Origin of the sequence: Actinomadura chokoriensis (assembly GCF_041463665.1) — a bacterium.
Taxonomy (GTDB): domain Bacteria; phylum Actinomycetota; class Actinomycetes; order Streptosporangiales; family Streptosporangiaceae; genus Spirillospora; species Spirillospora chokoriensis_A.
In genome coordinates this window covers 18,765-44,391 of sequence record NZ_JAXCEJ010000034.1, presented here as the reverse complement: position 1 = coordinate 44,391, position 25,627 = coordinate 18,765, and the positions used below count along the sequence as shown (strand labels likewise).

General features: G+C 72.3%; 23 protein-coding genes. 10 read left to right on the top strand and 13 right to left on the bottom strand.

From position 1 onward, the window contains the following. The first annotated feature begins 36 nt into the window (after positions 1-36). Complete coding sequence (locus tag SM418_RS34655) at positions 37-1,749, top strand: MFS transporter (protein WP_371945805.1); 1,713 nt, start codon at positions 37-39, stop codon at positions 1,747-1,749. 82 nt (positions 1,750-1,831) lie between these two features. Here SM418_RS34655 and SM418_RS34650 read toward each other — a convergent pair whose 3' ends face one another. Beyond that, a complete protein-coding gene (locus tag SM418_RS34650; RefSeq protein ID WP_371945806.1) occupies positions 1,832-2,818 on the bottom strand; it encodes a hypothetical protein in 987 nt (328 codons plus the stop codon). Between the two features lie 144 nt (positions 2,819-2,962). Beyond that, a complete protein-coding gene (locus SM418_RS34645) occupies positions 2,963-4,060 on the bottom strand; it encodes a DUF2637 domain-containing protein (RefSeq protein WP_371945807.1) in 1,098 nt (365 codons plus the stop codon). 239 nt (positions 4,061-4,299) lie between these two features. Here SM418_RS34645 and SM418_RS34640 point away from each other — a divergent pair, with 239 nt between their 5' ends. The 5 genes from SM418_RS34640 to SM418_RS34620 all read left to right on the top strand — a co-directional run bounded on the left by SM418_RS34640 (position 4,300) and on the right by SM418_RS34620 (position 8,058). Continuing rightward, entirely contained in the window at positions 4,300-4,437 is a 138-nt protein-coding gene (locus SM418_RS34640) for a hypothetical protein (RefSeq protein WP_371945808.1), read from the top strand. Further along, the gene (locus tag SM418_RS34635) at positions 4,434-5,741 is read left to right on the top strand and encodes an erythromycin esterase family protein (RefSeq protein WP_371945809.1); all 1,308 of its coding nucleotides are present in this window, start codon (positions 4,434-4,436) and stop codon (positions 5,739-5,741) included. The genes SM418_RS34640 and SM418_RS34635 overlap by 4 nt, the downstream gene beginning before the upstream one ends. 10 nt (positions 5,742-5,751) lie before the next feature. Beyond that, positions 5,752-6,540, top strand: coding sequence for a DUF427 domain-containing protein (locus tag SM418_RS34630; RefSeq protein WP_371945810.1), 789 nt, complete (start codon positions 5,752-5,754; stop codon positions 6,538-6,540). Positions 6,541-6,713: 173 nt separating this feature from the next. Then, positions 6,714-7,418 (top strand): Crp/Fnr family transcriptional regulator, encoded by a 705-nt coding sequence (locus SM418_RS34625; protein ID WP_371945811.1) that lies wholly within the window; start codon positions 6,714-6,716, stop codon positions 7,416-7,418. A gap of 82 nt (positions 7,419-7,500) precedes the next feature. Next, the gene (locus tag SM418_RS34620; protein ID WP_371945812.1) at positions 7,501-8,058 is read left to right on the top strand and encodes a TetR/AcrR family transcriptional regulator; all 558 of its coding nucleotides are present in this window, start codon (positions 7,501-7,503) and stop codon (positions 8,056-8,058) included. Positions 8,059-8,149: 91 nt separating this feature from the next. Here the strand turns inward: SM418_RS34620 and SM418_RS34615 are convergent, their stop codons facing one another. Beyond that, positions 8,150-8,647, bottom strand: a complete 498-nt coding sequence (locus SM418_RS34615) for a cupin domain-containing protein (protein WP_371945813.1) — start codon at positions 8,645-8,647, stop codon at positions 8,150-8,152. Positions 8,648-8,724: 77 nt separating this feature from the next. Between SM418_RS34615 and SM418_RS34610 the strand changes: the two genes are divergently transcribed. Further along, entirely contained in the window at positions 8,725-9,393 is a 669-nt protein-coding gene (locus SM418_RS34610) for a TetR family transcriptional regulator (RefSeq protein WP_371945814.1), read from the top strand. Between the two features lie 61 nt (positions 9,394-9,454). On the opposite strand, the gene qcrB is transcribed toward SM418_RS34610, so the two are convergent. The 5 genes from qcrB to SM418_RS34585 form a co-directional block, all read right to left on the bottom strand. Continuing rightward, positions 9,455-11,077, bottom strand: coding sequence for a cytochrome bc1 complex cytochrome b subunit (gene qcrB, locus SM418_RS34605; protein WP_371945815.1), 1,623 nt, complete (start codon positions 11,075-11,077; stop codon positions 9,455-9,457). Positions 11,078-11,194: 117 nt separating this feature from the next. Continuing rightward, the gene (locus tag SM418_RS34600; protein WP_371945816.1) at positions 11,195-11,845 is read right to left on the bottom strand and encodes a hypothetical protein; all 651 of its coding nucleotides are present in this window, start codon (positions 11,843-11,845) and stop codon (positions 11,195-11,197) included. 270 nt (positions 11,846-12,115) lie between these two features. Further along, complete coding sequence (nrfD, locus tag SM418_RS34595; RefSeq protein WP_371945817.1) at positions 12,116-13,168, bottom strand: NrfD/PsrC family molybdoenzyme membrane anchor subunit; 1,053 nt, start codon at positions 13,166-13,168, stop codon at positions 12,116-12,118. After that, complete coding sequence (locus SM418_RS34590; RefSeq protein WP_371945845.1) at positions 13,165-13,980, bottom strand: 4Fe-4S dicluster domain-containing protein; 816 nt, start codon at positions 13,978-13,980, stop codon at positions 13,165-13,167. The genes nrfD and SM418_RS34590 overlap by 4 nt, the downstream gene beginning before the upstream one ends. A gap of 262 nt (positions 13,981-14,242) precedes the next feature. Then, positions 14,243-15,103, bottom strand: coding sequence for a PaaX family transcriptional regulator (locus SM418_RS34585; protein WP_371945818.1), 861 nt, complete (start codon positions 15,101-15,103; stop codon positions 14,243-14,245). A 195-nt stretch (positions 15,104-15,298) separates the two neighbouring features. Here SM418_RS34585 and SM418_RS34580 point away from each other — a divergent pair, with 195 nt between their 5' ends. From SM418_RS34580 to boxB, 3 genes are all read left to right on the top strand, one after another. After that, complete coding sequence (locus tag SM418_RS34580; RefSeq protein ID WP_371945819.1) at positions 15,299-16,903, top strand: benzoate-CoA ligase family protein; 1,605 nt, start codon at positions 15,299-15,301, stop codon at positions 16,901-16,903. Positions 16,904-16,985: 82 nt separating this feature from the next. Further along, positions 16,986-18,626, top strand: a complete 1,641-nt coding sequence (gene boxC / locus SM418_RS34575; RefSeq protein WP_371945820.1) for a 2,3-epoxybenzoyl-CoA dihydrolase — start codon at positions 16,986-16,988, stop codon at positions 18,624-18,626. Positions 18,627-18,629: 3 nt separating this feature from the next. Beyond that, on the top strand, positions 18,630-20,045 hold the full coding sequence (boxB, locus tag SM418_RS34570) for a benzoyl-CoA 2,3-epoxidase subunit BoxB (protein WP_371945821.1): 1,416 nt from the start codon (positions 18,630-18,632) through the stop codon (positions 20,043-20,045). Positions 20,046-20,063: 18 nt separating this feature from the next. Here boxB and SM418_RS34565 read toward each other — a convergent pair whose 3' ends face one another. From SM418_RS34565 to SM418_RS34545, 5 genes are read right to left on the bottom strand one after another with little or no spacing between them, the layout of a single operon-like run. Further along, positions 20,064-21,206, bottom strand: a complete 1,143-nt coding sequence (locus SM418_RS34565) for an acyl-CoA dehydrogenase family protein (protein ID WP_371945822.1) — start codon at positions 21,204-21,206, stop codon at positions 20,064-20,066. A 60-nt stretch (positions 21,207-21,266) separates the two neighbouring features. After that, positions 21,267-21,869 (bottom strand): GTP-binding protein, encoded by a 603-nt coding sequence (locus SM418_RS34560; protein ID WP_371945823.1) that lies wholly within the window; start codon positions 21,867-21,869, stop codon positions 21,267-21,269. Then, positions 21,850-22,227 (bottom strand): DUF742 domain-containing protein, encoded by a 378-nt coding sequence (locus tag SM418_RS34555; protein WP_371945824.1) that lies wholly within the window; start codon positions 22,225-22,227, stop codon positions 21,850-21,852. The genes SM418_RS34560 and SM418_RS34555 overlap by 20 nt, the downstream gene beginning before the upstream one ends. A 6-nt stretch (positions 22,228-22,233) precedes the next feature. Further along, positions 22,234-22,674 (bottom strand): roadblock/LC7 domain-containing protein, encoded by a 441-nt coding sequence (locus tag SM418_RS34550; RefSeq protein ID WP_371945825.1) that lies wholly within the window; start codon positions 22,672-22,674, stop codon positions 22,234-22,236. Further along, positions 22,671-25,214: a sensor histidine kinase gene (locus SM418_RS34545; RefSeq protein WP_371945826.1), complete on the bottom strand. Its 2,544-nt coding sequence runs from the start codon at positions 25,212-25,214 to the stop codon at positions 22,671-22,673. The genes SM418_RS34550 and SM418_RS34545 overlap by 4 nt, the downstream gene beginning before the upstream one ends. Positions 25,215-25,627: the final 413 nt, after the last annotated feature.

Here is a 25,627-nt window from a genome sequence, read left to right as displayed (position 1 = left end):
TAGCGTAAGAAACTACCTGGCGGGGGTGAGGAAGGCGTGCCGTCCAAGCACTATCCGTGGGTCGCGCTGAGCAACACGACGCTCGGCATGCTCCTGGCCACGGTCAACTCCTCGATCGTGATCATCTCGCTGCCGGCGATCTTCCGGGGCATCCGGCTGAATCCCCTGGAGGCGGGCAACGTCAGCTACCTGCTGTGGATCCTGATGGGCTACATGCTGGTGTCGGCGGTGCTGGTGGTCACGCTCGGCCGGCTCGGGGACATGTTCGGACGCGTCCGGATGTACAACGCCGGGTTCGCGGTGTTCACGGTCGGGACGCTGGTCCTCGCCCTGGATCCGTTCCACGGCGCCGCGGGCGCGATCTGGCTCATCGGCTGGCGGGTGCTCCAGGGGATCGGCGGCGCGATGCTGATGGCGAACTCGGCGGCGATCCTCACCGACGCGTTCCCGGCGCACCGGCGCGGCATGGCGATGGGCGTCAACCAGGTCGCCGGCATCGCCGGGACGTTCATCGGCCTGGTCGCGGGCGGGCTGCTCAGCGAGATCAACTGGCGGCTGGTGTTCTTCGCGTCCGCGCCCATCGGGATCATCGGGACGATCTGGGCGTACCGCAGCCTGGTCGAGACCGCGAAGAAGGCGGTCACCGCGAAGATCGACTGGCTGGGCAACGCGACGTTCGCGGTCGGGCTCACCGCGCTGCTCGCCGCGATCACCTACGGCATCCAGCCCTACGGCGGGCACGACATGGGCTGGACGAACCCCTGGGTGCTGGCCGGGATCATCGGCGGTATCGCCGTGCTCGCGCTGTTCTGCTGGATCGAGACCAGGGTGGAGCATCCGATGTTCCACCTCGGGCTGTTCCGCATCCGGGCGTTCACGGCCGGGAACGCGGCCGGGCTGCTCGCCGCGATCTCGCGCGGCGGGATGCAGTTCATGCTGATCATCTGGCTGCAGGGCATCTGGCTGCCGCTGCACGGCTACGAATACCAGGACACGCCGCTGTGGGCGGGCATCTACCTGCTCCCGCTCACCGCCGGCTTCCTGGTGGCCGGGCCGATCTCCGGCCACCTGTCCGACAGGCACGGCGCCCGCGCGTTCGCGTCGGGCGGGCTGGTGCTGTCGGCGCTGGCGTTCGCCGGGCTGCTGCTGATCCCGACCGACTTCGGATACACCACGTTCGCGCTGCTGATCTTCCTGAACGGGGTCGGCTCCGGGCTGTTCGCCGCGCCCAACACCACGGCGATCATGAACGCCGTCCCGGCGGACCAGCGCGGCGTCGCGTCCGGCATGCGCTCCACGTTCATGAACGCCGGCATGGTGCTGTCGATCGGCGTGTTCTTCTCGCTGATGATCGCGGGGCTGTCCGACACCCTGCCGAAGACGCTGACGCAGGGGCTGACCGCGCACGGCGTCCCGGCCGGGCCCGCCGGGCAGGTCGGTGAGCTGCCGCCGGTCGGCACGCTGTTCGCCGCGTTCCTCGGCTACAACCCGATCCAGAACCTGCTCGCCCCGTTCCACGTGCTCGGCGGGCTCGCGCCGGACGACCTGGCGACCCTCACCGGACGCTCGTACTTCCCGCACCTGATCTCCGAGCCGTTCCACCACGGGCTGGTCATCGTGTTCAGCATGGCGATCGCGATGTCGCTGGTCGCGGCGCTCGTGTCGCTGATGCGCGGACGCCGCTACGTGCACGGCGACGACGTCCAGGACGAGCGCGAGCTGGAGCGCGCCGGCCGGGACAACGCCTAGACCCCCTACGGCGCCGGGTCCGGGCGGCTCATCGACGGCGGGCCTGCGGACCGACCCGTCGCAGGAGCAGGCGGCGCGGATCCTAGGACGGGCAGGGCTTCGCCGACGCCGGCGGTTTCTCGGACACCGCCGGTGTCGGTGCGCGTCGTGCGGGGTTCCGCGTGGGCGCACCCGGGCGGGTCCGGCGCGTGTTGTGCGCCTTCATCACGGCCTGGAGGTCCGGGAGACCGCCCCCGCCGTCGGCGTCCGACAGGGCCGGGCACGCCCAGGCGTCCTGCCGGCCCCACGAGTAGCTGATGTCGAACGCGGGCCTGGCGACGAGCCGCTCCCACCGGCCGAGAATGGATCGGAGCTGGCGCTCGCTCGGCAGCCGCCAGTTCCGCTCGCCGTCGTTGCAGGACTGGCCGAACGTCTGGAACACCGGGACGATCATGCGGCGGGGGAATCCGGCGCGGGCGGCCTGACCGACCATGGTGTCGATCGCTTCGAGGTCGCAGGCCTTGCCGTCCGTCCGGCACGGGTAGGGGTCGAGGCCGATGAGGTCGAGGTGGGTCTCGGACGGCTCGAGCGGGCGCATCGGCCAGTCGGTCAGCGACGCGAACGCCTTCTGGCCGGGCGCGTACCGGTGGACGATGTCGGCCCGCTGCCGGATCTTGCCGGCGATGTCGGGGCATTCGTCCGGGTTCGGCTCGTCGGACAGGTACCACCCGTAGACGCGTTCGTTCCCCGCGAACCGTTTCACCGTCTCGGCGAACGCCGACGTGCTCTCTTCCTGGAAGCCGCCGCAGGTGGTGTTGCCGACCCACAGCAGGGCCCGCCCGCCCTCGGGCAGGGACGCGATCTCGTCCTCGTCCGGGTCGACGTCGAACAGGTCGTAGCCGAGCGCGGCGGCCTTGGCGCGGTCGCCGGCCGGCATGTTCAGCGAGAGGTGGAGCGTGCCGCTCGCGAGGGCGGCGGCCGGACGGGCGGAGGCGTCCCCGGGCGACGGGGCGATCAGGTATCCGGTGACGGCTCCGCCGAGGGCGGCCACGGCGGCCACGGCGGCGAGATGGGTTCGCATCGACTTCATCGGCTCTCCCGGCGTCGCTGGTGTGCCCAGCGTCGCACGGACGCAGCGTGATCGCGCCGATACGGTGAGGACCGGCCGCCCGCAATGGCGCGGGCGGCCGGTCCGGAAGTACGGGCCCGAGAGCGCGGGCCGGGAAGACGGGGGTCAGACCCGCCAGGACTGGACGAGCGCGTCCAGCGTGACCTGGTCGTAGACGATCCCCTGCGAGGTCAGCTCCTGGGCGACCAGTTCGCCGTCGCCGTGGTGCTTGGCCAGCAGCCGGTACACCGCGTACGGGAACCAGTGGTTGTCGCTGATCCGCTGGATCTCGGTCACGTCGCAGGTGTAGCCCCCGGCCCGGACCTCGGCGAGCGTCGCGGCGACGTCGCCGTGCCGCCGTTCGAGGATGTCGATGACGAGGCTGCGCAGGTTCTCGGGGGACGGCGCGGTCGGCGCGGGGGCGTCGGTCGTCGTGCCGTAGGTGCTGCGGCCGTTGGGGCTCGCGCCCGCGGCGGCGGCGCTGACGACGGCCAGTTCCGGCTCGGGCGCCGGAGCCGGGGTCGGTGCCGGGGCGGCGGGGGCCTGAGCGGCCTGGACGGGCGCGCTCGGGGCCGCCTTCGGGGACGCGCCGGTCTTGCCCTCCGCCGGTTGCGCCGACGCGCCGGACTCGATCGCCTTGCCGGAGTGGCCGGGGACCTGGATCTGCGGGAACGGCCCGGTGTTGCGCAGCGGCATCAGCGTGATCTGGTTCAGCGTGACCGGCCCCGCGATGGCGCGCGTCTGCGGTTCGCGCTCCTTGGCCTCCTCCTCGTCCGCCCTCTGCGACACGTACCGGTGCAGGGTCCGCAGCAGGACGAACAGGCCGAGCATCGACACGATCGGCGGGACGGCGGCGGTCGCCTGGTAGGAGAAGGTCTTGTGCCCGACGTGGCCGACGTTGAAGATCAGGCTGGCCGTCCATCCGGCGAGGGCGATGGTCAGCGGCAGGCAGAAGTCGAGCCAGCTCAGCAGGGCCCGGCGCTTGATGACGAAGGCGTCGATCGCGAGCAGGAAGAGCCCGAGCTCCCCGACGATGATGAACAGGTCGACCAGCAGGGGGAACGATTCGGCCTTCCAGCCCCGCAGGCCGTGTTCCAGGGCCCAGTGATACAGACCGGCATAGGATTGGGCGAAGCCGCCGGCGGTGGCGGTCAGGACCGCGGCCGCCATGAAGGCGATGGCCCCCCACCGTGTGATGACCTGTGCCCGGTTGGCAGCGCTCATGCGGCGTGTGCTCCCAGATTTCTTTACTCGACCAAGAGTGATCGGTGGGAGACTATCCATTCTCTTGCCGTTTCGGGGGCGATTCGCATTACGTCTCGGTCGCATACGACCCCGACTCCGACCAGGCCTGGCGCGCCCGCGCCGCCGGACACCGGCGTGCCGGGGAAATGCCTGATTTGTCTGCATCGATGGCCGGATCGGGGGAACGCGGGGAGGACGACGGAAAGGGGGACGTCGTCATGCCACGACCGGGAATCCACGCATGCGGCGGCGAGCGCGGCGCCGGCGCCGAGTCGCGAATGGACGAGGACAACGAGCTCCGGCGCGCCGAGGCGGTGGGTGCGCGCCCGAAGGGGGAGCGGAGGGGATCGCGGTGAGCGGCGCCGACGCCGATGACGTGCTCGGGGCGGCGCTGCCGCTCGAATACGAGGAAGACCTGAACCCGCTCATGGACCGGATCGGGGACGCCCGCTGCGTGCTGATCGGCGAGGCCAGCCACGGCACGCACGAGTACTACGCGTGGCGGTCCGCGCTGACCCGGCGGCTGATCGCCGAGCGCGGCTTCTCGATCGTCGCGGTCGAGGGCGACTGGCCGGACTGCCGGCGGGTCGGCCGTTCGGTGACGCTCGCGCCCGGGGCTGCGCGGGATCCGCGGGACGCCCTGAACGCCTACGCGCGCTGGCCGACGTGGATGTGGGCCAACGAGGAGACCGTCAAGTTCTGCCAGTGGCTGCGCGCCCGCAACGCGGGCCTGCCGTCCCGCGAACGCGCCGGCTTCTACGGCCTGGACGTCTACAGCCTGTGGGAGTCGCTGCGGGCGGTCGTCGACCACCTGGCGGAGCATCGCCCGGAGTACCTGGACACGGCGCTGGACGCCTACCGCTGCTTCGAGCCGCACGGCGAGGACCCGCAGTCCTACGGCTGGAACACCGCGCTGGTCCCGGACGGGTGCGCCGAGGAGGTCATGGAACTGCTGACCAGGCTGCGCCGGCCGGTGCCGCACACCGTCCACGACCCGGAGGAGGAGTTCGACGCCCGGCAGAACGCCGAGGTGGCGGCGGGCGCCGAACGGTACTACCGCGCCATGATCGGCGGCGGGCCGGACTCGTGGAACATCCGCGACGTCCACATGGCCGACACGCTCGACCGGCTGATGGCGTTCCACGAGTCCGAGCAGGGGAAGGGCAAGGCCGTCGTGTGGGCGCACAACACCCACGTCGGCGACGCGCGGGCGACCGACATGGCCGACGCCGGCATGGTCAACCTCGGTCAGCTGGCGCGGGAGCGGCAGGGCCGGGACGGTGTCGTGCTGGTCGGTTTCGCGGGCGGGCCGGGCGAGGTCGTCGCGGCGCCGCGCTGGGGCGGCCCGATGGAGGTCATGCACGTCCCGCCGCCGGTCCGCGGGTCGCTGGAGGAGGTGCTGGCCGAGTCGGAGCTGCACCGCGGGATGTTCATCGTGCCGCCGGAGCCGGACTTGCCGTCCTTCCTCACCCGGACGCTCGGGCACCGGGCGATCGGCGTCGTGTACGACCCGGACCGCGACCGGAGGCATTACGTCCCGACCAGGCTCGCCGACCGGTACGACGCGCTGTGCTGGTTCCGGATCACGTCCGTGCTGGCGCCGCTCCACCTGGAGGCTGCGCGCCGTGGTGAACTGGAGACGATGCCGTCCGGAGTGTGAGGAGTCGTCCATGTCCTTGACCATGCGGCCGGGACCGCTCGCGGGGTCGCCCGGCGACGAGGTCAACTTCACCATCGACGGGCCGAAGCACCGGTTGTTCATGCACGAGTTCCCGCGCCGCGTCCACGCCTGGTTCGCGGGGGAGATCGTCCTCGACACCGAGCGCGGGCAGTTCCTGCACGAGACGGGCCTGCTGCCCGTCCTGTACGTCCCGGAGGAGGACGTGCGGACCGACCTTCTGGTGCGGACCGACCACACGACGTACTGCCCGTTCAAGGGCGACGCCGCGTACTGGACGATCCGGGCCGGCGGGCGCGAGGCGGAGAACGCGGTGTGGGCGTATCCGGAGCCGAAGCCCGAGGCGCCGTGGTTGCGCGGGCTGATGGCGTTCTACTGGAAGCCGATGGACGCCTGGTACGACGAGGACGAGGAGGTCCACGGGCACCTGCGCGACCCGTTCCACCGCGTCGACGTGCGCCGCGCGCGCCGCCACGTCCGGGTGCTGCGGGACGGCGAGGTCGTCGCGGAGACCGAGCATCCGCTCGTGCTGTCGGAGACCGGGCTGCCGAACCGGTACTACATCCCGGTCGAGGACGTCCGCCGCGAACTGCTGGCCCGGAGCCGGAAGCGCACCGTCTGCCCCTACAAGGGCGAGGCGACGTACTGGTCGCTGGAGGGCGCCGACGACGTCGGCTGGTCGTACGAGGAGCCCCTGGAGGACGCGACCAAGATCGCGGGCTGTCTGAGTTTCGACCACGAGGCCCTGAGGATCGAGTCCGAGCCGCCCCCGGGCGCCTGACGGTCGAGTCGGCGCCGGCCTGGCCGGCGCCCTGCGGCGGCGGTCACCGGCTGCGCGCCTCGGAGTCCGGGTTCTCGCGGTGCACAAGGGGCCGCCTTCCGGTTTACAGTTCACATGACCGTGGGCAGTGACCGTGAGCAAACGCGGCAACGGTGGGCAAAGGAGACGGGCTGTTGGCAGCGTACGCGGCGTCCTTCCCGCGGCCGGGGTTCTGGGCCTCGCTCGATCCGGCACAGCAGTCCGCCCTGCGGCAGACCGCGCGCCCCCGGCAGTTCCCGGTGAAGGCGCCCCTCGTCTACCAGGGCGACGAGTCCGACCACGTGATCATCATCGAGCGCGGCTGGGCGAAGGTCACCTCGTCCACCGCGGACGGCCACGACGTGGTCCTGGCCGTGCGCGGGCCCGGCGACCTGATCGCCGAGAGCGCGGTGCTCGGCGGGCGGCCGCGCGCCGCGACCGTCACCGCGCTGTCGCCGATCCGCGCGCTGGTCGTGCCCGCCGCCCGTTTCACGGGGTTCCTGGACGAGTACCCGGACGTGTGGATGCTCGTCACCGGGACCTTCGTCCAGCGCATGGACGACTCCGACCGCCGGCTCACCGCGCACGTCACGAGCCGGGGCCCGCAGCGCCTCGCCGGGCTGCTGAGCGACCTCGCCGAACTGTCGGCCCACCACGCCCCGGCCGCGCCGGACGGGTCGATCGAGATCGGGCCGCCGCTGTCGCAGGAGGAGCTCGGCAGCTGGATGGACGCCTCCCGGGAGACGGTCGCGCGCGCCCTCAACGGCCTGCGCCGCGAGGGGCTGATCCGCACCGGCTGGCGCAGGATCACCGTGGTGGACCTGCCCCGGCTCCGCGAGTTCGCCAAGGAGAACGACTGACGGCCCGGTGCCCGGCGCGCCGGGGGAGGGGACGACCTCGGGGTGCGGTGGGTCCGGCGGTTCGCGCAATAGGATCCCCGGGATGAGCGGCGACGGCTACCACCACGGCGACCTGCGGCGGACGATCATGGAGGCCGCGGTCGCGGCGATCGCCGAGTCGGGCCCGGCCGGGTGGAGCCTGCGCGAGCTGGCCCGCCGCGCCGGCGTGTCGCATGCCGCGCCCGCCCACCACTTCGGCGACAAGACGGGCCTGCTGACGGCCGTCGCCGCCGAGGGGTACGCCCTGTTCGCGGACGACCTCGAAGCGGCCGGCGACGACCTGCACGCGGTCGGGCTCGCCTACGTCCGCTTCGCCGTCGATCATCGGGCGCACTTCGAGGTGATGTTCAGCCCCGGCCTCTACCGGGCCGGCGACCCCGGTCTGGCGGCCGCCCGTGACCGCGCCGGGCGCGTCCTCGCCGCGGGGGTCCGGGACGCCTCGCGGGGGCGCCCGGAGAGCGACCGGACGCGCGGCCTCGCCGCCTGGTCGATCGTGCACGGCTTCGCGCACCTGTGGCTGAGCGGCGCGCTGCCCCCGGAACTGGGCGACGACCCCGTGGCCGCCGCCCGTCCCGTGATCGAGCACCTCTTCAAGCCCTGAGCCCCCCGTCCCAAGGCCTGCCCCCGCGCCGAGCCCCGATCCCGCGCCGAGCCCCGATCCCGCGCCGAGCCCCGATCCCGCGCCCCGCGGGTCAGGCGGACGGCGGCGGCCCGAGCAGTTCGATGGCGTGCCGCGCCGCCACGTGCCCGAGCGCGGCGGGATCGACGGGCCCGGGAACCGGCAGGTGCCGGCCGGCCGCGGGCTCGCCCGCCTCGGCGGCGAAGTCCTCGAACCCGGCCGGGGTGGTCAGCTGGAGGGCGCGCAGCGGCTCGTCCGGTGCGACGAGGAAGGTGTGCGGCAGGCCGACCGGCAGCATCACGAAGTCGCCGGGACCGGCCTCGAACTCCTCGCCGTCGCAGCGGAAGCGCGCCGTCCCCGACAGGACGTAGAAGAGTTCGTCCTCCTTCAGGTGGCGGTGCAGTGGCGGCGCGAACCCGGGCGGGTTGACGAACTCCGCGACGGTGAGGGCGCCGCGGGTCCGCGCGCCGGACGCTTTGACGGTGGCAAGGCTCCCGAGGAACCACAGGGCCTCGCCCTCGTCCGGACCCAGCCGGTAGGGCCGGACGACCGGCTCCGATGCCGTCTCCATGGCCATCCCCATTTCGATAGACGACGTTATGGTGAATATATCCTTAGTATGTTGAAGATGGAAGAGCGGCGTTGAGGATGGAAGAGCGGCAGGGCCGGGAGGCCCCGGGCAGGCGGCGGTACCGTTCCTCCCTCCGGGAGGACGCGGCGCGCCGTACCAGGCAGGCCATCGTGGCGGCGGCGGGCGAGCTGTTCGTCCGGGACGGATACCGGGCCGCGTCACTGGCCGAGGTCGCGGCGGCGGCCGGCGTCGCCCGCCCGACCGTGACCGCCGCCTTCGGCTCCAAGCCCGCGCTGCTGAAGCAGGTCCTGGACGAGGCCCTGGCCGGCGACGACGAACCGGTCCCGGTCGCCGACCGTCCGTGGTTCCGCCCTGTCTGGGACGCCGCGACCCCCGCCGCGGCGCTGGACGCCTACGCGGACGTGTGCACGCTGATCGGCGGACGCGCGGCCCGGATCTTCGAGACCGTGCGGCGGGCGGCCGACGCCGCGCCGGAGACGGCCGAGCTGTGGCGGACGCTCCGCGCCAACAGGCGGGCCGGGGCGCGGATGGTCGTCGACCACGTGGTGACGCTCGGGCCGCTGCGCCCCGGCCTCGGCACGGAGCGAGCCGTCGACGTCCTGTGGACGTTCAACGACCCGGCACTCTACGAGGCGCTCGTCCACGAGGCCGGATGGCCCGAGCCCGAGTTCCGCGACTGGCTGGCCGGCGCCATGCGCGCGGGCCTGCTCCCGTCGCCGGGCTGACGGCGGGCTCCCGCCGCCGGTCTGACGGCGGGCCCCACCGCCAGGCCGACGGGGCCCGCCGTCAGCCTGGCGAGGTCCTCTCGTCGATCGCCCGCCGGTCGTCGGCGGAGTCCAGCGGGGGACGCTCGGGGACGACGGCGAGGTCCGCCCGGAACCGGCGGTTGAGCGCGGCGCGGAGCCGGCCGGCCGCGGTCCGGCCGCGCGGGCTGCCGATGCCGTCGACGGGCGGCGGGACGTCCAGGTCGACGGCCGCCGGCGGGCGCGGATCGGTGATCGCGGCGATCGCCACGTCCGGCAGGCGCCGCTCGACCTCGCTGTACCCGCCGTCCGGCGACCGCCGGATGACGCCGGTCTCCAGCCCGTGCCGGGCCAGGCCGAGGTCGCGGCGCTGCAGCCCGACGCAGATCCGGTAGGCGATGACGTAGCCGAGCACCGGCCCGAAGATGATCAGGAATCGGAAGAACCAGGTCGTCCAGAACAGCGGGACGTGGAACCGCTCGGCGAGGACGTCGTTGCCGCCCGCGAGCCACAGCGTCCCGTAGAAGATCACGCCGCCGACGCCGATGCCGGTGCGGGCGGGGACGTCCCGGGGCCGGTCCAGCAGGTGGTGGGCCCGGTGGTCGCCGGCGACCCAGCGCTCCAGGAACGGGTAGACGGCGAGCCCGGTGAACAGCAGCCCGGGGACGGCCAGCGCCGGGACCAGCACGCTCAGCGCGATCGTGTGGCCCAACGCGTTGATCTCCCAGGCGGGCATGATCCGCAGCGAGCCCTCCAGCCAGCCCATGTACCAGTCGGGCTGCGAGCCGGAGCTGATCGCGCCGGGGTCGTAGGGGCCGAACAGCCAGATCGGGTTGATCTGGAAGAAGGCCGCCAGCAGCGTCGTCACGCCCAGTACCCACAGGAACAGCGACGTGGTCTTGGCGATGAACACCGGGAAGAACGGGTAGCCGCGGACCGTCGTGTTCGTGCTGCCCTTGCCGGGGAACTGGGTGTGCGTCTGCCGCCAGGTCAGCACGATGGCGTGCAGAGGGATCAGCGCCGCGAGGATGCCCGGGATCAGCAGCACGTGGACGACGTACAGGCGCGGGATGATGTCGGTCCCCGGAAACTCCCCGCCGAACAGGAACATCACCGCGTACGAGCCGACCAGCGGGACGCTCGCGGTGACGCCCTCCAGGATGCGCAGGCCCGTGCCCGACAGCAGGTCGTCCGGGAGCGAGTACCCGAACAGCCCGTTCAGCATGACGAGCATGAACATGGCGATGCCGATCAGCCAGTTCAGCTCGCGCGGCTTGCGGAACGCGCCGCTGAAGAAGTTGCGCAGCATGTGGATGAGGATCGAGGCCATGAAGATGAGCGTCGACCAGTGGTGGATCTGCCGGACGAGCAGCCCGCCCCGCACATCGAAGCTGATCTTGAGAGTGGAGGCGTACGCCTCGCTCATCTCGACGCCCTTCAGCTTCGTGTAGGAGCCGTTGTAGACGACCTCCTGCATGCTCGGCTTGAAGAAGAGCGTCAGGTACACGCCGGTCAGCAAGATGATCACGAACGAGTACATCGCGATCTCGCCGAGCAGGAAGGTCCACTGGTCCGGGAACGCCTTGCGCAGTGCCCTGCGGGCGAAACCGGTGGTGCCGAGCCGCTCGTCCAGTGCCCGGGCCGAGGCGTCCGTCAGTCCCTCCATCGCCTGCATCCCTCCGTCGCGCCGCCTGTCGCGTTCTCTGGATGAGACTGAGCGGGTACGGAGGAATGTGACATTTCGGCAATGTGAGCCGCGTCACATCACCGGGAGATGTGAACCTCAGCAGGCGGGCACGGCCAGATGGCCGCGGCGCCGGTAGCGCGGCCGCCAGGTGAGCCGGTAGCAGAGCCGGATCGGCGGCGGGAGCAGCCGCAGGACGGCGCGGCGGGTGGCCTCCGGGGCGTCGTCCAGCAGCCAGGGCAGGAACACCCCGAGCCCCCGGACGCCCAGCCCGCGGCGGAGCTCCACGTCGAAGGTGCCCCATTCGAAGGGCGTCAGGGTCTCCTGGATCAGCGGCAGGACGTAGCACTCCTTGAAGTCCAGGAGAGCGTCCAGCGAGGCACGGAGCTCCCGCGCGTAGTGGGTGAACATGCGGCGGTCACGTTGCTCCAGGGCCGTGTCCACGCCGTCGAGGAGCGGGACGACCCGCAGCGTCTGCGTCGCGAGGGAGTCCAGGACGACGCCGACCCTGGCGGGCCCGTCGGCGTCCTTCGCGTACATCACCGTCCACAGGGCGCGCTTCTCGGCGTTGTCCTGGAGCCGCCAGTGGAAGGTGAACATGGACCAGGTGTTGGCGAGCGCCGTTCCGGCCTGCCGGGACGACATTCCGGTCTGCCCGAGTGCGGCCTCCAGCCGGGCCGCGTCGCGGCGGAACGCGGCGTACGCGGCGTACAGCATCGTCAGGTCGTACTTTCTGGCCACGCTTTCCATGCCGCCTCCTCGACCTCCGCGCACTGTTGACCTCCGCGCAGGCGCCGCCACAGAAGTAGACGCGCCGGACACCTCCGAATGTGACGCGATCTAGAGCCTGACTTTCTGTGGCCTGCCCCACCCTGGGCGATCTATGCGGCGCGAACCCGCGCCGGAACGGGGTTTGACGGGCAGGAGCTTGGCTTGGCGTTCACGCGGATCGCGACCGCGCCGTGCGCGGAAATTGTCCGATTGCGCAAGATTTCAATCAACGTGCAGAAAGTCGGCAGGCTAGGTGGTGGCCTTCGTGCCGCGTGCGTTGACGCGCTCCCGCTGGGGAACGATGGTGTACTTGGGGTCCTGGGCGGACCGCACACCGGCGTGGAAGATGCCGAAACGCGTGCAGGCCGAGCCCGCCAGGAGCGCCGTCCCGCTGAGCACCGCCGCCGCGCGGCTGCGGCCCCCGAGCAGGGCGCCCCCGGCGGCGCCCGCGGCCGACAGGATCTCGCCCGCGCGCACGAGCCGGCCGGCCTTGCCCTCCCGGTACGGCTCGGCGACCAGTCCGGCTCGATGTTCCATCGCCATCGACGCCGCGAGCTCCAGGGCGGCGCCGCACACGGCGGCGGTCCGCATCGGGCCCGTCTCGCGGACCGGCGCGGCGACCAGCGCCATGCCGGACGCGGCGGCCGTGGCCGAGCCGGCGAAGACGAACGGCAGCTCCCGGTGCACCTCGTGCCAGGCGGGCACCGCGGTGTCGGCGACCAGGACGGCGGTGTAGGTGGTGACGGCCGGGCCGAGCGCCGCCGCGCCGGCGGTGGCGGCCCCGCCGAGCCGCGGGAAGAGGCCCGTCACGTCGAGGACGGCCGCGCCGCCCACGGCCGGCCCGTAGGCGGCGAGCAGCCAGGAGCCCATGCTCATCGGCGACGTCGGCTTCATGACGCGCAGCATGTTGGCGAACCGCTCCGGCCGTCCGAGATCGTGGATCAGCGCCGCCGTGGAGCCGAGGATCGCGGCCAGCGAGGAGATCTTCAGCGCCCGTGCGGCGGCGGGACGGCCGGTGAGCTGCGCGCCCGCGGCCAGCACCGAGCCGGCGCCGGCCAGGCCGCCGAGGAACAGGTACGCGGCGACGTCGTTCGCCTTCCAGACCGGCGGCTTCAGGACCGGCCTGCCGTAGTAGGAGGTGAACTCCGCCTCCGGCACCATCGCCTTCTCGCCGCGCCGCCCGCGCCGGCCCCGCCGCCCGCGCCGCTCGCCGTCCGGGCGCGGCAGGCCCGCCCCGACCTGCGCCTCACGGCCGGGCCGCGCGCCGTGCACGCCGTCCTTGCCCACTCCTGACTCGCTCATCGCGGGCCTCCACGGCCATGGGCGGCGAAGACGGTGGCGAGCCCGCCGGCCAGCGCGGCCGCCGCCAGGCCCGCGTGCTTCCACAGGGACGGCAGGTCGCGCGTGGTGACGACCGGGTCAGGTGGCAGCCCGTAGACCTCCGGGTCGTCCAGCAGCAGGAAGAACGCGCCGTCGCCGCCGACGCCGTCGTCCGGATCGTGGCCGTACAGGCGGGCGTCCTCGACGCCGAGGTCGTGGAGCTGGTCGACGCGCAGCGCGGCCCGCTCCCGCAGCTCGTCCAGCGGGCCGAACTGGATCGAGTCGGTCGGGCACGCCTTGGCGCAGGCCGGCTCCTGGCCCGCCCCGAGCCGGTCGTAGCACAGGGTGCACTTCCAGGCCCGCCCGTCCCCCTTGCGCTGGTCGATGACCCCGTACGGGCAGGCGGGGATGCAGTAGCCGCAGCCGTTGCAGATGTCCGACTGGACGACGACCGTGCCGAACTCGGTGCGGAAGAGGGAGCCGGTCGGGCAGACGTCCAGGCAGGCGGCGTGCGTGCAGTGCTTGCACACGTCCGACGCCATCAGCCAGCGGAAGTCGGTGCCGCCGTCACCCGGCGCGTCGCCGTGGTCCACCCCGGGATCGGCCTGCCCCATGGGCTTGTTCTGCTCGATGAACGCGACATGCCGCCAGGTGTCGGCGCCGAGGCCCTGGGTGTTGTCGTAGGACATGCCGGTGAAATCCAGGCCGTCCTCGGGGACGGCGTTCCACTCCTTGCAGGCCACCTCGCACGCCTTGCAGCCGATGCACACGGACGTGTCGGTGAAGAAGCCCATCCTCGGAGGGGCGTCCGCATAGCCCGCGCCGGCGGCGGTATGGCCCGCGCCACCCGCGATGTCCGGTTCGGCTCCCGCGAGCAGGTTCCGTCCGACCAGACTGCTCATCCAGGGACCTCCCATGCGCGGCTCCGAACCTTCTCCGACTTCCCGGAGGCGCGCCTTCTACACGCGGGAGAATCCGTCGACCGGTATCCGGCGACGACCGGGGCCGGGACGTCGCCGAAGGCACCGTGAACCCGCTGGAACTCTCCCCGCGGAGCTAGTCCTCGGACAGCGCCTTCCAGTGCCGGTCGGCGGCGGAGCGCCAGGCGTTGTGGCGCTCGTGGAAGAGCGTGAAAGCCTGCGAGCCGCTCCAGTCGTCCGGGAGCAGCTCGGCCGGGAGGGCCGGGTCGAGGAACGGGAACCGGCGCCATTCCTGGACGAGCCGCGTGTGCGCGGCGAACGTGCCCGGGTCGTCGGCGGGACGCAGCGCGCCGACGGCTTCGAGGAAGTCCTCGTAGGAGAGTTCGATCTCGTCCAGGTCCCATGCCTGCCGGGCCACGCGGCGCGCCTCGGTCAGGTCGCCGAGGCGTCCGGTGAACAGGGTGGAGCTGTCCGCGACGCCGATCTCGGCGAGGACACCCCGCACCTCGGGCTCGCGCTCCGGGTGCGGGCTCACCCACACGCCGGGGGAGAGGTTGCCGAGCCCGCTCCAGGCGAGCCGCGTCCGCAGCAGGTGGCGGAGCCGCCGGTTGGTCTCCGGGACGGTCGCGAGGACCAGCAGCCACCGCCCGTCCCACTCCCCGACCGGGCCGCCGAAGCCGTAGATGCGTTCCGTGCCGTCGGTGAGCAGCCGCTCGCCGGCCGGGGTGAGCCGCCAGGCGGTGCGGCGGCCGTGCCGTTCCCCGGCGAGCCAGCCCTCGGCGGCGCTGCGCGCGAGCGCCTGCCGGACGGCCTTCTCCTCCACGCCGAGCAGCCCGAGCGCCCGCCGGAACGCCGCCGTCCAGACCGGCTCGCCGCCGGGCAGGACGAACTCGCCCAGCACCGTCAGCAGCAGCGACCGGGCGCTCGCCGCGCCCAGTTCGCGCCGCCGCCGGAACTCGGGCCGGGGAGGCGCCGCGTCCTCGCCGGATCGGGCCATGTGCTTCTCCTCCTGAGCCCTTCGGGGGAGCGGCCGTCCATGGAACGCTGTCCAGTATCGCGCGAGTGCCGTGCGAACACTGCGCGAGTACCGAACGAGCCTCTCCGTGACCGGCCATCATTCCACAGATCTATTGACTAGCGTTTTGTCCATGTAGAGCATGAGGGCCACGGTTCCCGGCGACTGGAGGCACCGATGACCGCTGAGACGGCGACCGCACCGGCCTCGCCCGGCACGTTCAACGCTTCCGAGTACCTGCTCCAGGCAGCGGTCCAGCCGGAGACCCGCGACCGGACGGCGCTGACCGGCCCCGGCGGCGACCTCGGTCAGGCCGAACTCGCCGAGCTGTCCGGCCACATCGCCGCCGGGCTGGAGCGCCGGGGCCTGCGCGGCGAGGAACGCGTGGTCCTGTTCATGGCCGACGGTCCGTTCATGGCCGCCGCGATCCTGGGCGCGATGCGGTTCGGCGCCGTCCCGGTGCCGGTGTCGACGATGCTCACGGGCGCCGAGCTGGCCGCGCTGCTCAACGACGCGCGGGCCAGGGTGCTGCTGGTCAGCGGCCGGTTCGCGGTGGCGGCGGAGGCAGCCTTGGCGCATGCGCCGGGCGTCCGGCACGTGGCGGTGGAGGGGGACGCCGCCTTGCAGGCCCCACCCGGCGTGCGGGTGGGCCCCTTCGAGGACCTCGTCCAGGAGGGACGGGCCCTCGGCGGGGAACCGGCCGAGCCGTACATGACGTCGGACGACTCCAGCGCCCTGTGGCTCTACACGTCCGGGACGACGGGCAAGCCGAAGGGCGCCATGCACCGGCACGCCAACATCCGGCACGTCGTCGAGACCTACGGCCGCCAGGTCCTCGGCATCACGCCCGAGGACCGCTGCTACTCGGTCGCCAAGCTCTTCTTCGCCTACGGGATCGGCAACTCGCTGTTCTTCCCGCTCGCCGCCGGAGCGACCGCGATCCTGGACCCCGACCGTCCGACGCCCACGTCGGTCTCCGAGCGGCTGGCCGAGTACCGCCCGACGCTGTTCTTCGCCGTGCCCACCTTCTACGCCGCGCTCCTGAACGCCGACGTGCCGGTGGAGGCGTTCGCGTCCGTCCGGCTGGCGGTGTCGGCGGGCGAGCCGCTGCCCGCCGAGCTGTGCCGCCGGTTCACCGCCAGGTACGGCGTGGAGGTCATCGACGGGCTCGGGTCGACCGAGTGCCTGCACATCTTCCTGTCGAACCGTCCGGGCGAGGTCCGCCCGGGGACGACGGGCACCGCCGTCCCCGGCTACGAGTTGCGGGTCGTGGACGCCGACGGCGCCGACGTCGAGCCGGGCACGCCCGGCTCGCTGCTGGTGAAGGGCGAGTCGATCGCGACGGGCTACTGGTGCCGCACGGACGCCACCCGCAAGGTGTTCCAGGGGGAGTGGCTGCGCACCGGCGACACCTACGTGGTGGACGAGGACGGCTACTACACCTGCCTCGGCCGGACGGGCGACATGCTCAAGGCCGGCGGGATCTGGGTGTCGCCCGCCGAGGTGGAGGGACGGCTGCTGGAGCATCCGGCGGTGTCGATGGCCGCGGTCGTCGGGCTGCCCGACGCCGACGGCCTGGACAAGCCGGTCGCCGCGGTCGTCCTCAAGGAGGGCGCGTCCGCCGAGCCGCCGGAACTGATCGACTTCTGCCGGGCGGGGCTCGCGTCGTTCAAGCGTCCCCGCGAGGTGCTGATCGTGGACAGGCTCCCGACGACTCCCACCGGCAAGCTGCGCCGCTTCGCCGTCCGCGAGCTGGCCGCCGCGCTGCTCGGCTCCGGCTGACCGGGCATTGTGCTACAAACGCTTGACGTAGTGACTGAATGATGTCGAGCATGGTGGGACGGACACAGCGGAGGAGCACCCCATGCACGTCGAGTTCCGGACGGACCCGGCCCGCTACCGGCACTGGAGCGTCGCGGTGGACGGGCCCGTCGCCACCCTCACGATGGCGGTGGACGAGCAGGGCGGCCTGGTCCCCGGCTACGAGCTGAAGCTCAACTCCTACGACCTCGGCGTGGACATCGAGCTGTACGACGCCGTCCAGCGGCTCCGGTTCGAGCACCCCGGGGTCCGCACGGTGGTGATCACCAGCGGCAGGGAGAAGATCTTCTGCGCGGGCGCCAACATCCGGATGCTGGCCGCGTCCCCCCACTCCTGGAAGGTCAACTTCTGCAAGTTCACCAACGAGACCCGCAACGGCATCGAGGACGCGACCGCTAACTCCGGCCAGACCTACCTGGCGGCGGTCAACGGCACCGCGTCCGGCGGCGGGTACGAGCTGGCGCTCGCCTGCGAGCACATCATGCTGGTGGACGACCGCTCGTCGGCGGTGGCGCTGCCGGAACTGCCGCTCCTCGGCGTCCTGCCGGGCACCGGCGGCCTCACCCGCGTGACGGACAAGCGGCGCGTCCGCCGCGACCGCGCCGACTACTTCTCCACCAGGGCCGAGGGGCTCGGCGGCCGGAAGGCCGTCGCGTGGGGGCTGGTGGACGAGGCGGTGCCCCGCACGGCCTGGGACGCCACGGTCGCGGAACGCGCCCGGGAACTGGCGGGACGCTCGTCCCGTCCGGCCGGCGCCGAGTGCGTCGCGCTGACCCCCCTCGGCAAGGAGCGGACCGGCACGTCCATCGCCTACCGGCACGTGTCGGCGAAGCTGGACCGCGCCGCGGGCGCCGTGGAGATCACGATCGCCGGCCCGGACGGGGCCCCCGAAGACTTCCACCGCGAGTCCTTCTGGACGCTCGCCATGACCCGCGAGCTGGACGACCTGATCCTCGACCTGCGCACCAACGAACTCGACCTCGGCACCTGGGTGCTGCGCACGACCGGGAAGGCCGAGCACGTCCTCGCCCATGACCGGCTGCTGCTCGGCGACGCCGGCGACTGGCTCGCGGGCGAGATCGTCCACTACCTCAAGCGGACCCTCAAGCGCCTCGACGTCACCAGCCGCAGCCTCATCGCCCTGATCGAGCCGGGCAGCTGCTTCGCGGGCTCGCTCCTGGAGGTCGCGCTGGCCGCCGACCGCACCTACCAGCTCGACGGCGTCTTCGAGGACGTCGACCCGGACGCCGACCCCGCCGCGATCACCGTCGACGCGATGAACCTCGGCCCGCTCCCGATGAGCAACGGCCTCACCCGCCTGGAGACCCGGTTCCTCGGCGACGGGGAGACCCTCGCCGCCGTCCGCGACGCGGCCGGCAAGCCCCTGGAGGCCGCCGACGCCGAGCGCCTCGGCCTGGTCACCTTCGCGCCCGACGACATCGACTGGGACGAGGAGGTCCGCATCGCGATCGAGGAGCGGGCGAGCTTCAGCCCCGACGCGCTGACCGGGCTGGAGGCCAACCACCGCTTCCCCGGCCCGGAGACCCTGGAGACCAAGATCTTCGGACGGCTCACCGCCTGGCAGAACTGGATCTTCACCCGGCCGAACGCGTCCGGCCCGGACGGCGCGCTACGGCGCTACGGCACCGGGCGGCGCGCCGACTTCGACCGAAAGCGAGTCTGATCCATGGCGACCAGCGCCGACTACACCGGGAAGATCCCGAACAACGTCGACCTGCACGAGGACCGGCGCCTGCAGCGCGCCCTGGAGTCGTGGCAGCCGAACTTCCTGAACTGGTGGGAGTCGATGGGGCCGGCGCTGCCGACGCGGGACGTCTACCTGCGGACGGCCGTGAACGTGGGCCGCGAGGGCTGGGCGCATTTCGGGCATGTCGCTATGAAGGACTACCGGTGGGGCATCTTCCTGGCCGAACGCGACGGCGACCGGCGCATCGGCTTCGGCGCGCACAAGGGCGAGCCCGCCTGGCAGAAGGTTCCGGGGGAGTACCGGGCCGACCTGCGGCGGCTGATCGTGATCCAGGGCGACACCGAGCCCGCGTCCGTCGAGCAGCAGCGCAACCTCGGCGCGACCGCGCCGAGCCTGTACGACCTGCGCAACCTGTTCCAGGTGAACGTCGAGGAGGGCCGCCACCTCTGGGCGATGGTCTACCTCCTGCACGCCCACTTCGGGAGGGAGGGGCGTGAGGAGGCCGAGGAGCTGCTGCACCGCAACTCCGGCAGCGAGGAGTCGCCCCGCATACTCGGCGCCTTCAACGAGGAGACGCCCGACTGGCTGTCCTTCTTCATGTTCACCTACTTCACCGACCGGGACGGCAAGTACCAGCTCGGCACGCTGAAGGAGTCCGGCTTCGACCCGCTGTCACGGACGTGCGAGTTCATGCTCAAGGAAGAAGCCCACCACATGATGGTCGGCACCACGGGCATCGACCGCGTCGTGGAGCGGACCGTCCAGCTCATGAAGGAGCACGACACCGACGACGTCACCCCGTACGGCGCGATCTCGCTCGACGTCGTCCAGAAGTACCTGAACTTCCACTACTCCGTCTCGCTCGACCTGTTCGGGTCGGAGACGTCCAGCAACGTCGCCAAGTACTACACCGCCGGGCTCAAGGGCCGCTGGATGGAGGGCCGCCGCAGGGACGACCACCGCCTCACGGGCGACGCCGTCATGGTGGACGCGCTGGTCGACGGCGCTGTCTCCCAGACCGAGGTGGCCGCGCTCACCGGCCTGAACACCGACCTGCGCCGCGAGTACGTCTCCGACTGCCAGAGCGGCGTCAGCCGGTGGAACCGGATCCTGTCCGACGCGGGACTGCCGCAGCGCCTCTACCTGCCGAGCGTCGCCTTCAACCGCAAGGTCGGCGCGTTCGCCGGCATCGAGGCCGCCCCGGACGGCGAGATCCTGGACGTTGACGCGTGGGAGCGGCGCAAGGGCTCCTGGCTCCCGACCGAGGTCGACAAGACCCACGTCCGGTCGCTGATGCGGCCCGTTCACGAGCGCGGCAGGATCGCCACCTGGATCGCCCCGCCTCGCAACGGCGTGAACGGCAGGCCGTTCGACTACGAGTACGTCCGCCTCTAGCCGGGGCGGGAGGGCCGGTCAGCGGGCGAGGTGCCGGGAGATCACGAGGCGCTGGATCTGGTTGGTCCCCTCGAAGATCTGCATGACCTTCGCCTCGCGCATGAAGCGCTCCACCGGGAAGTCGCGGGTGTACCCGGCGCCGCCCAGGACCTGGACGGCGTCGGTGGTGACCTTCATGGCGTTGTCGGTGGCGACCAGTTTGGCGATGGACGCCTCGCGGCCGTAGGGGCGGCCGGCGTCCTTCAGCCGGGCGGCGGAGAGGTAGGTGGCGCGGGCCGACTCGATGGCGGCGGCCATGTCGGCGAGGACGAACGCCAGCCCCTGGTGGTCGATGATCGCCTTGCCGAACGCCTCGCGTTCCCTTGCGTAGGCGACGGCCGTGTCGAGGGCGCCCTGGGAGAGGCCGGTGGCGACGGCGGCGATGCCGAGGCGGCCCGCGTCGAGGCCGGCGAGGGCGATGGAGAGGCCCTGGCCCTCCGCGCCGATCAGGTTGGCGGCGGGGACGCGGGCGTCCACCAGGCGGACCGTCGCGGTGGTGGAGCCCATCAGGCCCATCTTGTCCTCGGGCTCGTCGAACTCCAGCCCGGGGGTGTCGGCAGGGACGTGGAAGCAGGAGACGCCCCGGGCGCCGTCGTCGGAGGTGCGCGCCATGACGGTGTAGAAGTCGGCCTTGCCGCCGTGGGTCGTCCACGCCTTGGCGCCGTTGAGGACGTAGGAGTCGCCGTCGCGGCGGGCCCTCGCGCGCATCGCGGCGGGGTCGGAGCCGGCGTGCGCTTCGGAGAGGCAGTACGCGCCGAGCCGTTCGCCGGAGAGCATCTCCGGAAGCCATCGGGCGCGCTGCTCGCCGGTGCCGTAGGCGAACAGCGGGAAGCAGGAGAGGGCGTGGACGCTGACGCCGACGCCGACGCTCGCCCAGGCCGCGCCGATCTCCTCCAGGACCTGCAGGTAGATCTCGTACGGCTGGGCGCCGCCGCCGAACTCCTCCGGGTACGGCAGCGTCAGCAGCCCGGCCCGGCCCAGCGTCGTGAACACCTCGCGGGGGAACGTCCCGGTGCGCTCGGCGTCGGCGGCGCGCGGCGCCAGCTCCTTGGCCGCGATGTCGCGGGTGAGCGCGATCAGGTCCTCGGACTCGGGGGTCGGCAGCTGCCGGGTGGCGGGCATGGGCGGGCTCCTTTCGGCAACCGAACAGTACCCGGCCGGCCGGCCGGTCCCGGCCCGCGGCTAGCGCTGCGCGGTCTGGAGGGCGTGCTCGACCAGCGCGACCAGGACGCCCCTCGCCACCTCGCGGCTCCGCACGTCGCAGATCAGGACGGGCACGTCGGGGTCGAGGTCGAGGGCGTCGCGGATCTCGTCGACGCTGTAGCGGCGGGCGCCGTCGAACTGGTTCGCGGCGACGACGAACGGGATCTCCCGCTGCTCGAAGAAGTCGATGGACGCGAAGCTCGTGGTGAGCCGCCGGGTGTCGACCAGCACGATCGCGCCGACCGCGCCGTAGGCGATCTGGTCCCACATGAACCAGAACCGCTCCTGGCCGGGCGTCCCGAACAGGTACAGCCGGACGCCGCCGGAGAACGTCAGCCGGCCGAAGTCCATCGCCACGGTCGTGGTCGTCTTGCCCTCCACGCCGCCGAGGTCGTCCACTCCGACGGAGGCGTCGGTGAGGGTCTCCTCCGTGCGCAGCGGGCGGATCTCGCTCACCGCGCCGACCAGGGTCGTCTTGCCCACGCCGAAACCGCCGGCCACCAGCACCTTCAGCGTGTGCGCGGGGACGTCGTCGTGCGGCGCGTACGGCGACACCGACGGCTCAGAGGCGGCGAAGTTCATCGAGGACTCTCATCAGGATGCGGGGGTCGGGACGGTTGGACGGCTCCGCCGCCTGCGGGACCTCTTCGACCAGGCCGTACTGGTGCAGGTCCTCCAGCAGGATCTGCACGACCCGGAACGGAAGGTCGGTCTCCGAGGCCAGGTCGGCGGGGGTCGACGGCTGCCGGCACAGTTCCAGCAGCCGCCGCTGCTCGCGGGACAGCCACACCCGGTCGCCCGGGGTGCGGCCGGTCGAGACCAGGATCGTCACCAGGTCGACGACGAGGCCGCGGGGGCGGGTGCGCCCGCGGGTGACCGCGTACGGCCGCACGAGCGGGCCGGCCTCCCGCCCGATCCAGCGCTCTCTCGGAGTCTCCATGGCCGGTCAGCCCGAGGCACCCGGCCGCAGCGGCGCGTCCTCGGCCGCGGAAGCGCGCGGCGACGCCGCCAGGGCCCGCCGCACCCGTTTGATCAGCATGGTGGTCTCGTAGGCGACCAGCCCGGCGTTGCCGCCGGCGTCGCTGAGCACCGCGAGGCAGCTCCCGTTGCCCGCCGGCATGACGAAGAACAGCCTGTCGTCCAGCTCCACCACGGTCTGCCGGACCTGCTTGGCCTGGAAGTGCTCGCAGGCGCCGTTGGCGAGGCTGTGGAAGCCCGACGACAGCGCCGCGAGGAACTCGGCGTCCTTGCGGGTGACGTTCCCCGAGGCGCCCATGACCAGCCCGTCACGGGACAGCAGGATGGCCTGGCGGACCTCGCCGACCCGTTGCACCAGATCCTCGAGCAGCCAGTCGAGCTCGCCGGTGGCGTGGCCCTGCCGCGTCATGATTCCCCCCATTCATCGCGTGGATCGAGATCGTCCGGTTCGTCGTCGGCGACCCTGCCCCGCAGCCATCCCGACTGTAGCGAGGCCATCAGGTCGCGGCTCAGCTCCGGACTCGGCTCCTCGAAGTCCTCGTCCGGCCGCGCGGCCGGCTCCGAGTGCCTGGTCACCTGACGTCTGCGCAGCTGAGGGGCGAGGTTGCGCTGCCGCACCCGGCGCGGAAGCCGGCCGGTGACCTCGCTGTCCTGCGGCTGCTCCGCTTCCGGATCCTCCTCCGGCGGCCGGGATCGGCCATCGGCGTGTCCGGGCGGCTCGAAGGAGACCGGCGGATCGAAGGCGTCCGCTGCGTCGAACCCGCTCGCCGTGTCGAACCCGCCCGGTGCCTCGAACCTGCCGGGCGCCTCGCCGCCCGGCGGTTTGTGGCTGCTCGACGCGTCGTAGGCGACCTGCGCGTTGAAGGAGACCAGTGGGGGAGGCGCGTCCTCCGGCGGCGCGTCCGGCGGGCCCGCGTGCCGTGCGGGCCCGGCCGGGCCGGGCAGCGCGGGGCGGATCGGCCGGCCGATCCGCGGCGCGCCCGTACCGGACGCGACGGCGTGGGCCACCGTGCCCTCGCCGACCCCCTGCCAGTGCTCCTCCAGGACGACCAGGGCGTGCGGGACGAGGACGATCGCGGTCGTGCCCCCGTACGCCGAGGGCTGCAGCGAGACCTTGATGTCGTGCCGGGCCGCCAGCCGCGCGACGACGAACAGGCCGAGCCGCTCGGTGTCGACGAGGTCGAACTCGACGGCGCTGGCGAGCCGCCGGTTGAGCGCGTCCAGCTCATCCGGGTGCAGGCCGATGCCGCGGTCGACGACCTCGACCGCGAGCCCGTTGGCGACGGTCTCCAGCTTGACGGTGACCTCGGTGGTCGGCGGGGAGTAGGCGGTGGCGTTCTCGATGAGCTCGGCGAGCAGGTGGATGACGTCGGCGACCACGTCCCCGCTGACCGCGGCCGACGACGCGCCGGTCACCTCGATGCGGGTGTAGTCCTCGACCTCGGCGATCGCGGCGCGCACCACGTCCTCGGCGGCGACCGGGTGGTCCCACGCGCGCACGGTCGGCGAGCCGGACAGGATCACCAGGCCCTCGGCGTGCCGGCGCATGCGGGTCGTCAGGTGGTCGAGGCGGAACAGGTCGTCCAGCTCCTCGGCGCTGGAGGCGCGCCGCTCCATCTGGTCCAGCAGCCGCAGCTGCCGGTGCAGCAGCGACTGGCTGCGCCACGACAGGTTGACGAAGACCCGGTTGATGCTCGCGCGCAGTTCCGCCTCGCCGATCGCGGTGCTGATCGCCTGCCGCTGGACGGTGTCGAACGCCTCGCTGACCAGCGCGACCTCGCGCGTCCTCCCGGACGCCGGACGGGGCGTCTCGGCCTCCAGGTCCACCCGCTCGCCGCGCCGCAGCCGTGCCACGACCCCGGGCAGCCGCTCGTTCGCCAGCTCCTGCGCCGACCGCTGCAGCCGCCGCAGCTCGTCGGCGTGCCGGCGGGCGAACAGCAGCGACAGCACGATGGAGGCGATGACGGCGAGCAGCCCGACGCCGCCCGCGAGGTAGACCCGCAGCATGATCCGCTGGCCGGCGGGCTTGACCTCGTCGGCCTGGATCTGCTCGCCGGCCTTGAAGGTGGTGCCGAGCCACACCTGCCCGGCCGCCATGGTGACGGCCCGCCACCGCTGCGGATCAGGTGTCTCGCCCTGCTGGACGATGGCGGTCTCCAGCGCGGTGTAGGCGGTGTAGGCGGGGGAGTTCACCAGACCGCTCATCGTCCTCGCGGTCCTCCCGGTGAGCCCGGACTGGCCGAGGTCGATCAGCTCGCTGCGGGCGCCCGCCCACTGGGCGAAGGCGGCGCGGGCGCCGGACGTCATCCGGCCGCCGCGCATGGCGGACAGGAGCAGGTCCTGGCGCAGCATGAAGTCGCGCGCCCAGTACATGTACAGGATGCCGTTGGTCCGCTGGAAGACGTCGAGGTCGTTGACGGTCACCAGCGTGGTGAGCAGCCGGACCGTGTTGTCGAAGGCCGTGCTGTAGGTGTTGACGGCCTCCAGCGCCGAGACGTTCCGCGCGGCGATCTGCGACCGGATGCTGGCCAGCTGGTCGAGCTGGTTGCCGACGTTCCGGGTGCGCTGGAGCTCGGCGTCGGTCAGGTACCCCGTGGACTCGGGGGCGAGCGCCGTCCTGCGGAAGGCGGCCACGGCCTGCTCGGTCTTGCGGGTCGCCTCCTGGAACTTCCGCGTGCTCGCGGGGGCCGGCGACACCAGCGCGGCGACCGCGGCGGCGCGTTCCTCCTGCACCGCCTGCATGGCGAGGTTGGCCGGCTGGCCGGCCCGGTCGCGGGTCCCGGCGTACTGGTTGCGGAGGAGCGCGTCGTTCAGCGCGGGGACGGCCGAGTACGCCCACAGGGCCACGAGCGACACCAGCGGGATCGCCAGGAGCAGGACGATCCTGCGTCCGATCGGACGCGTGTGCGGGCGTCCGCGGGATCCGCGCACCTGTTCGGGACTCGACAACGGCCCACTCCTGATCGTCGGCGGCCATCTTCAAGGGTGACGAAGCATACTCACGCCGATTTGTCCGGGGCCAGGGGTCTCACCTGCTGGAACTCGTGTACGGCGCGTTGCGGCGCAAGCGATCGGGCACCGCCGGCGGCCCTCCCGGGCCCGCGCCCGCCCCGCCGCCGTTTGCGCAGGTCAACGCGTTCGCCCGGACGCCATTCCGGGCTGACCTCGGCTAACGCGTCCGGCCGGCGGCGTTGCTGATCGACACGAGCGGTGCGGCCGCTCGGAACGGACGGTAATCACGGGACGTGTGTCGATCTTGTTAACTAGGTGATGAAAAGAGGCCAATATTGGCCGTTTTGATGCCGAGTCGTGTCTTGTTGCAGAAATTGACCCATGTAAGGCTTCGGGTTGCTTCGTCCCCC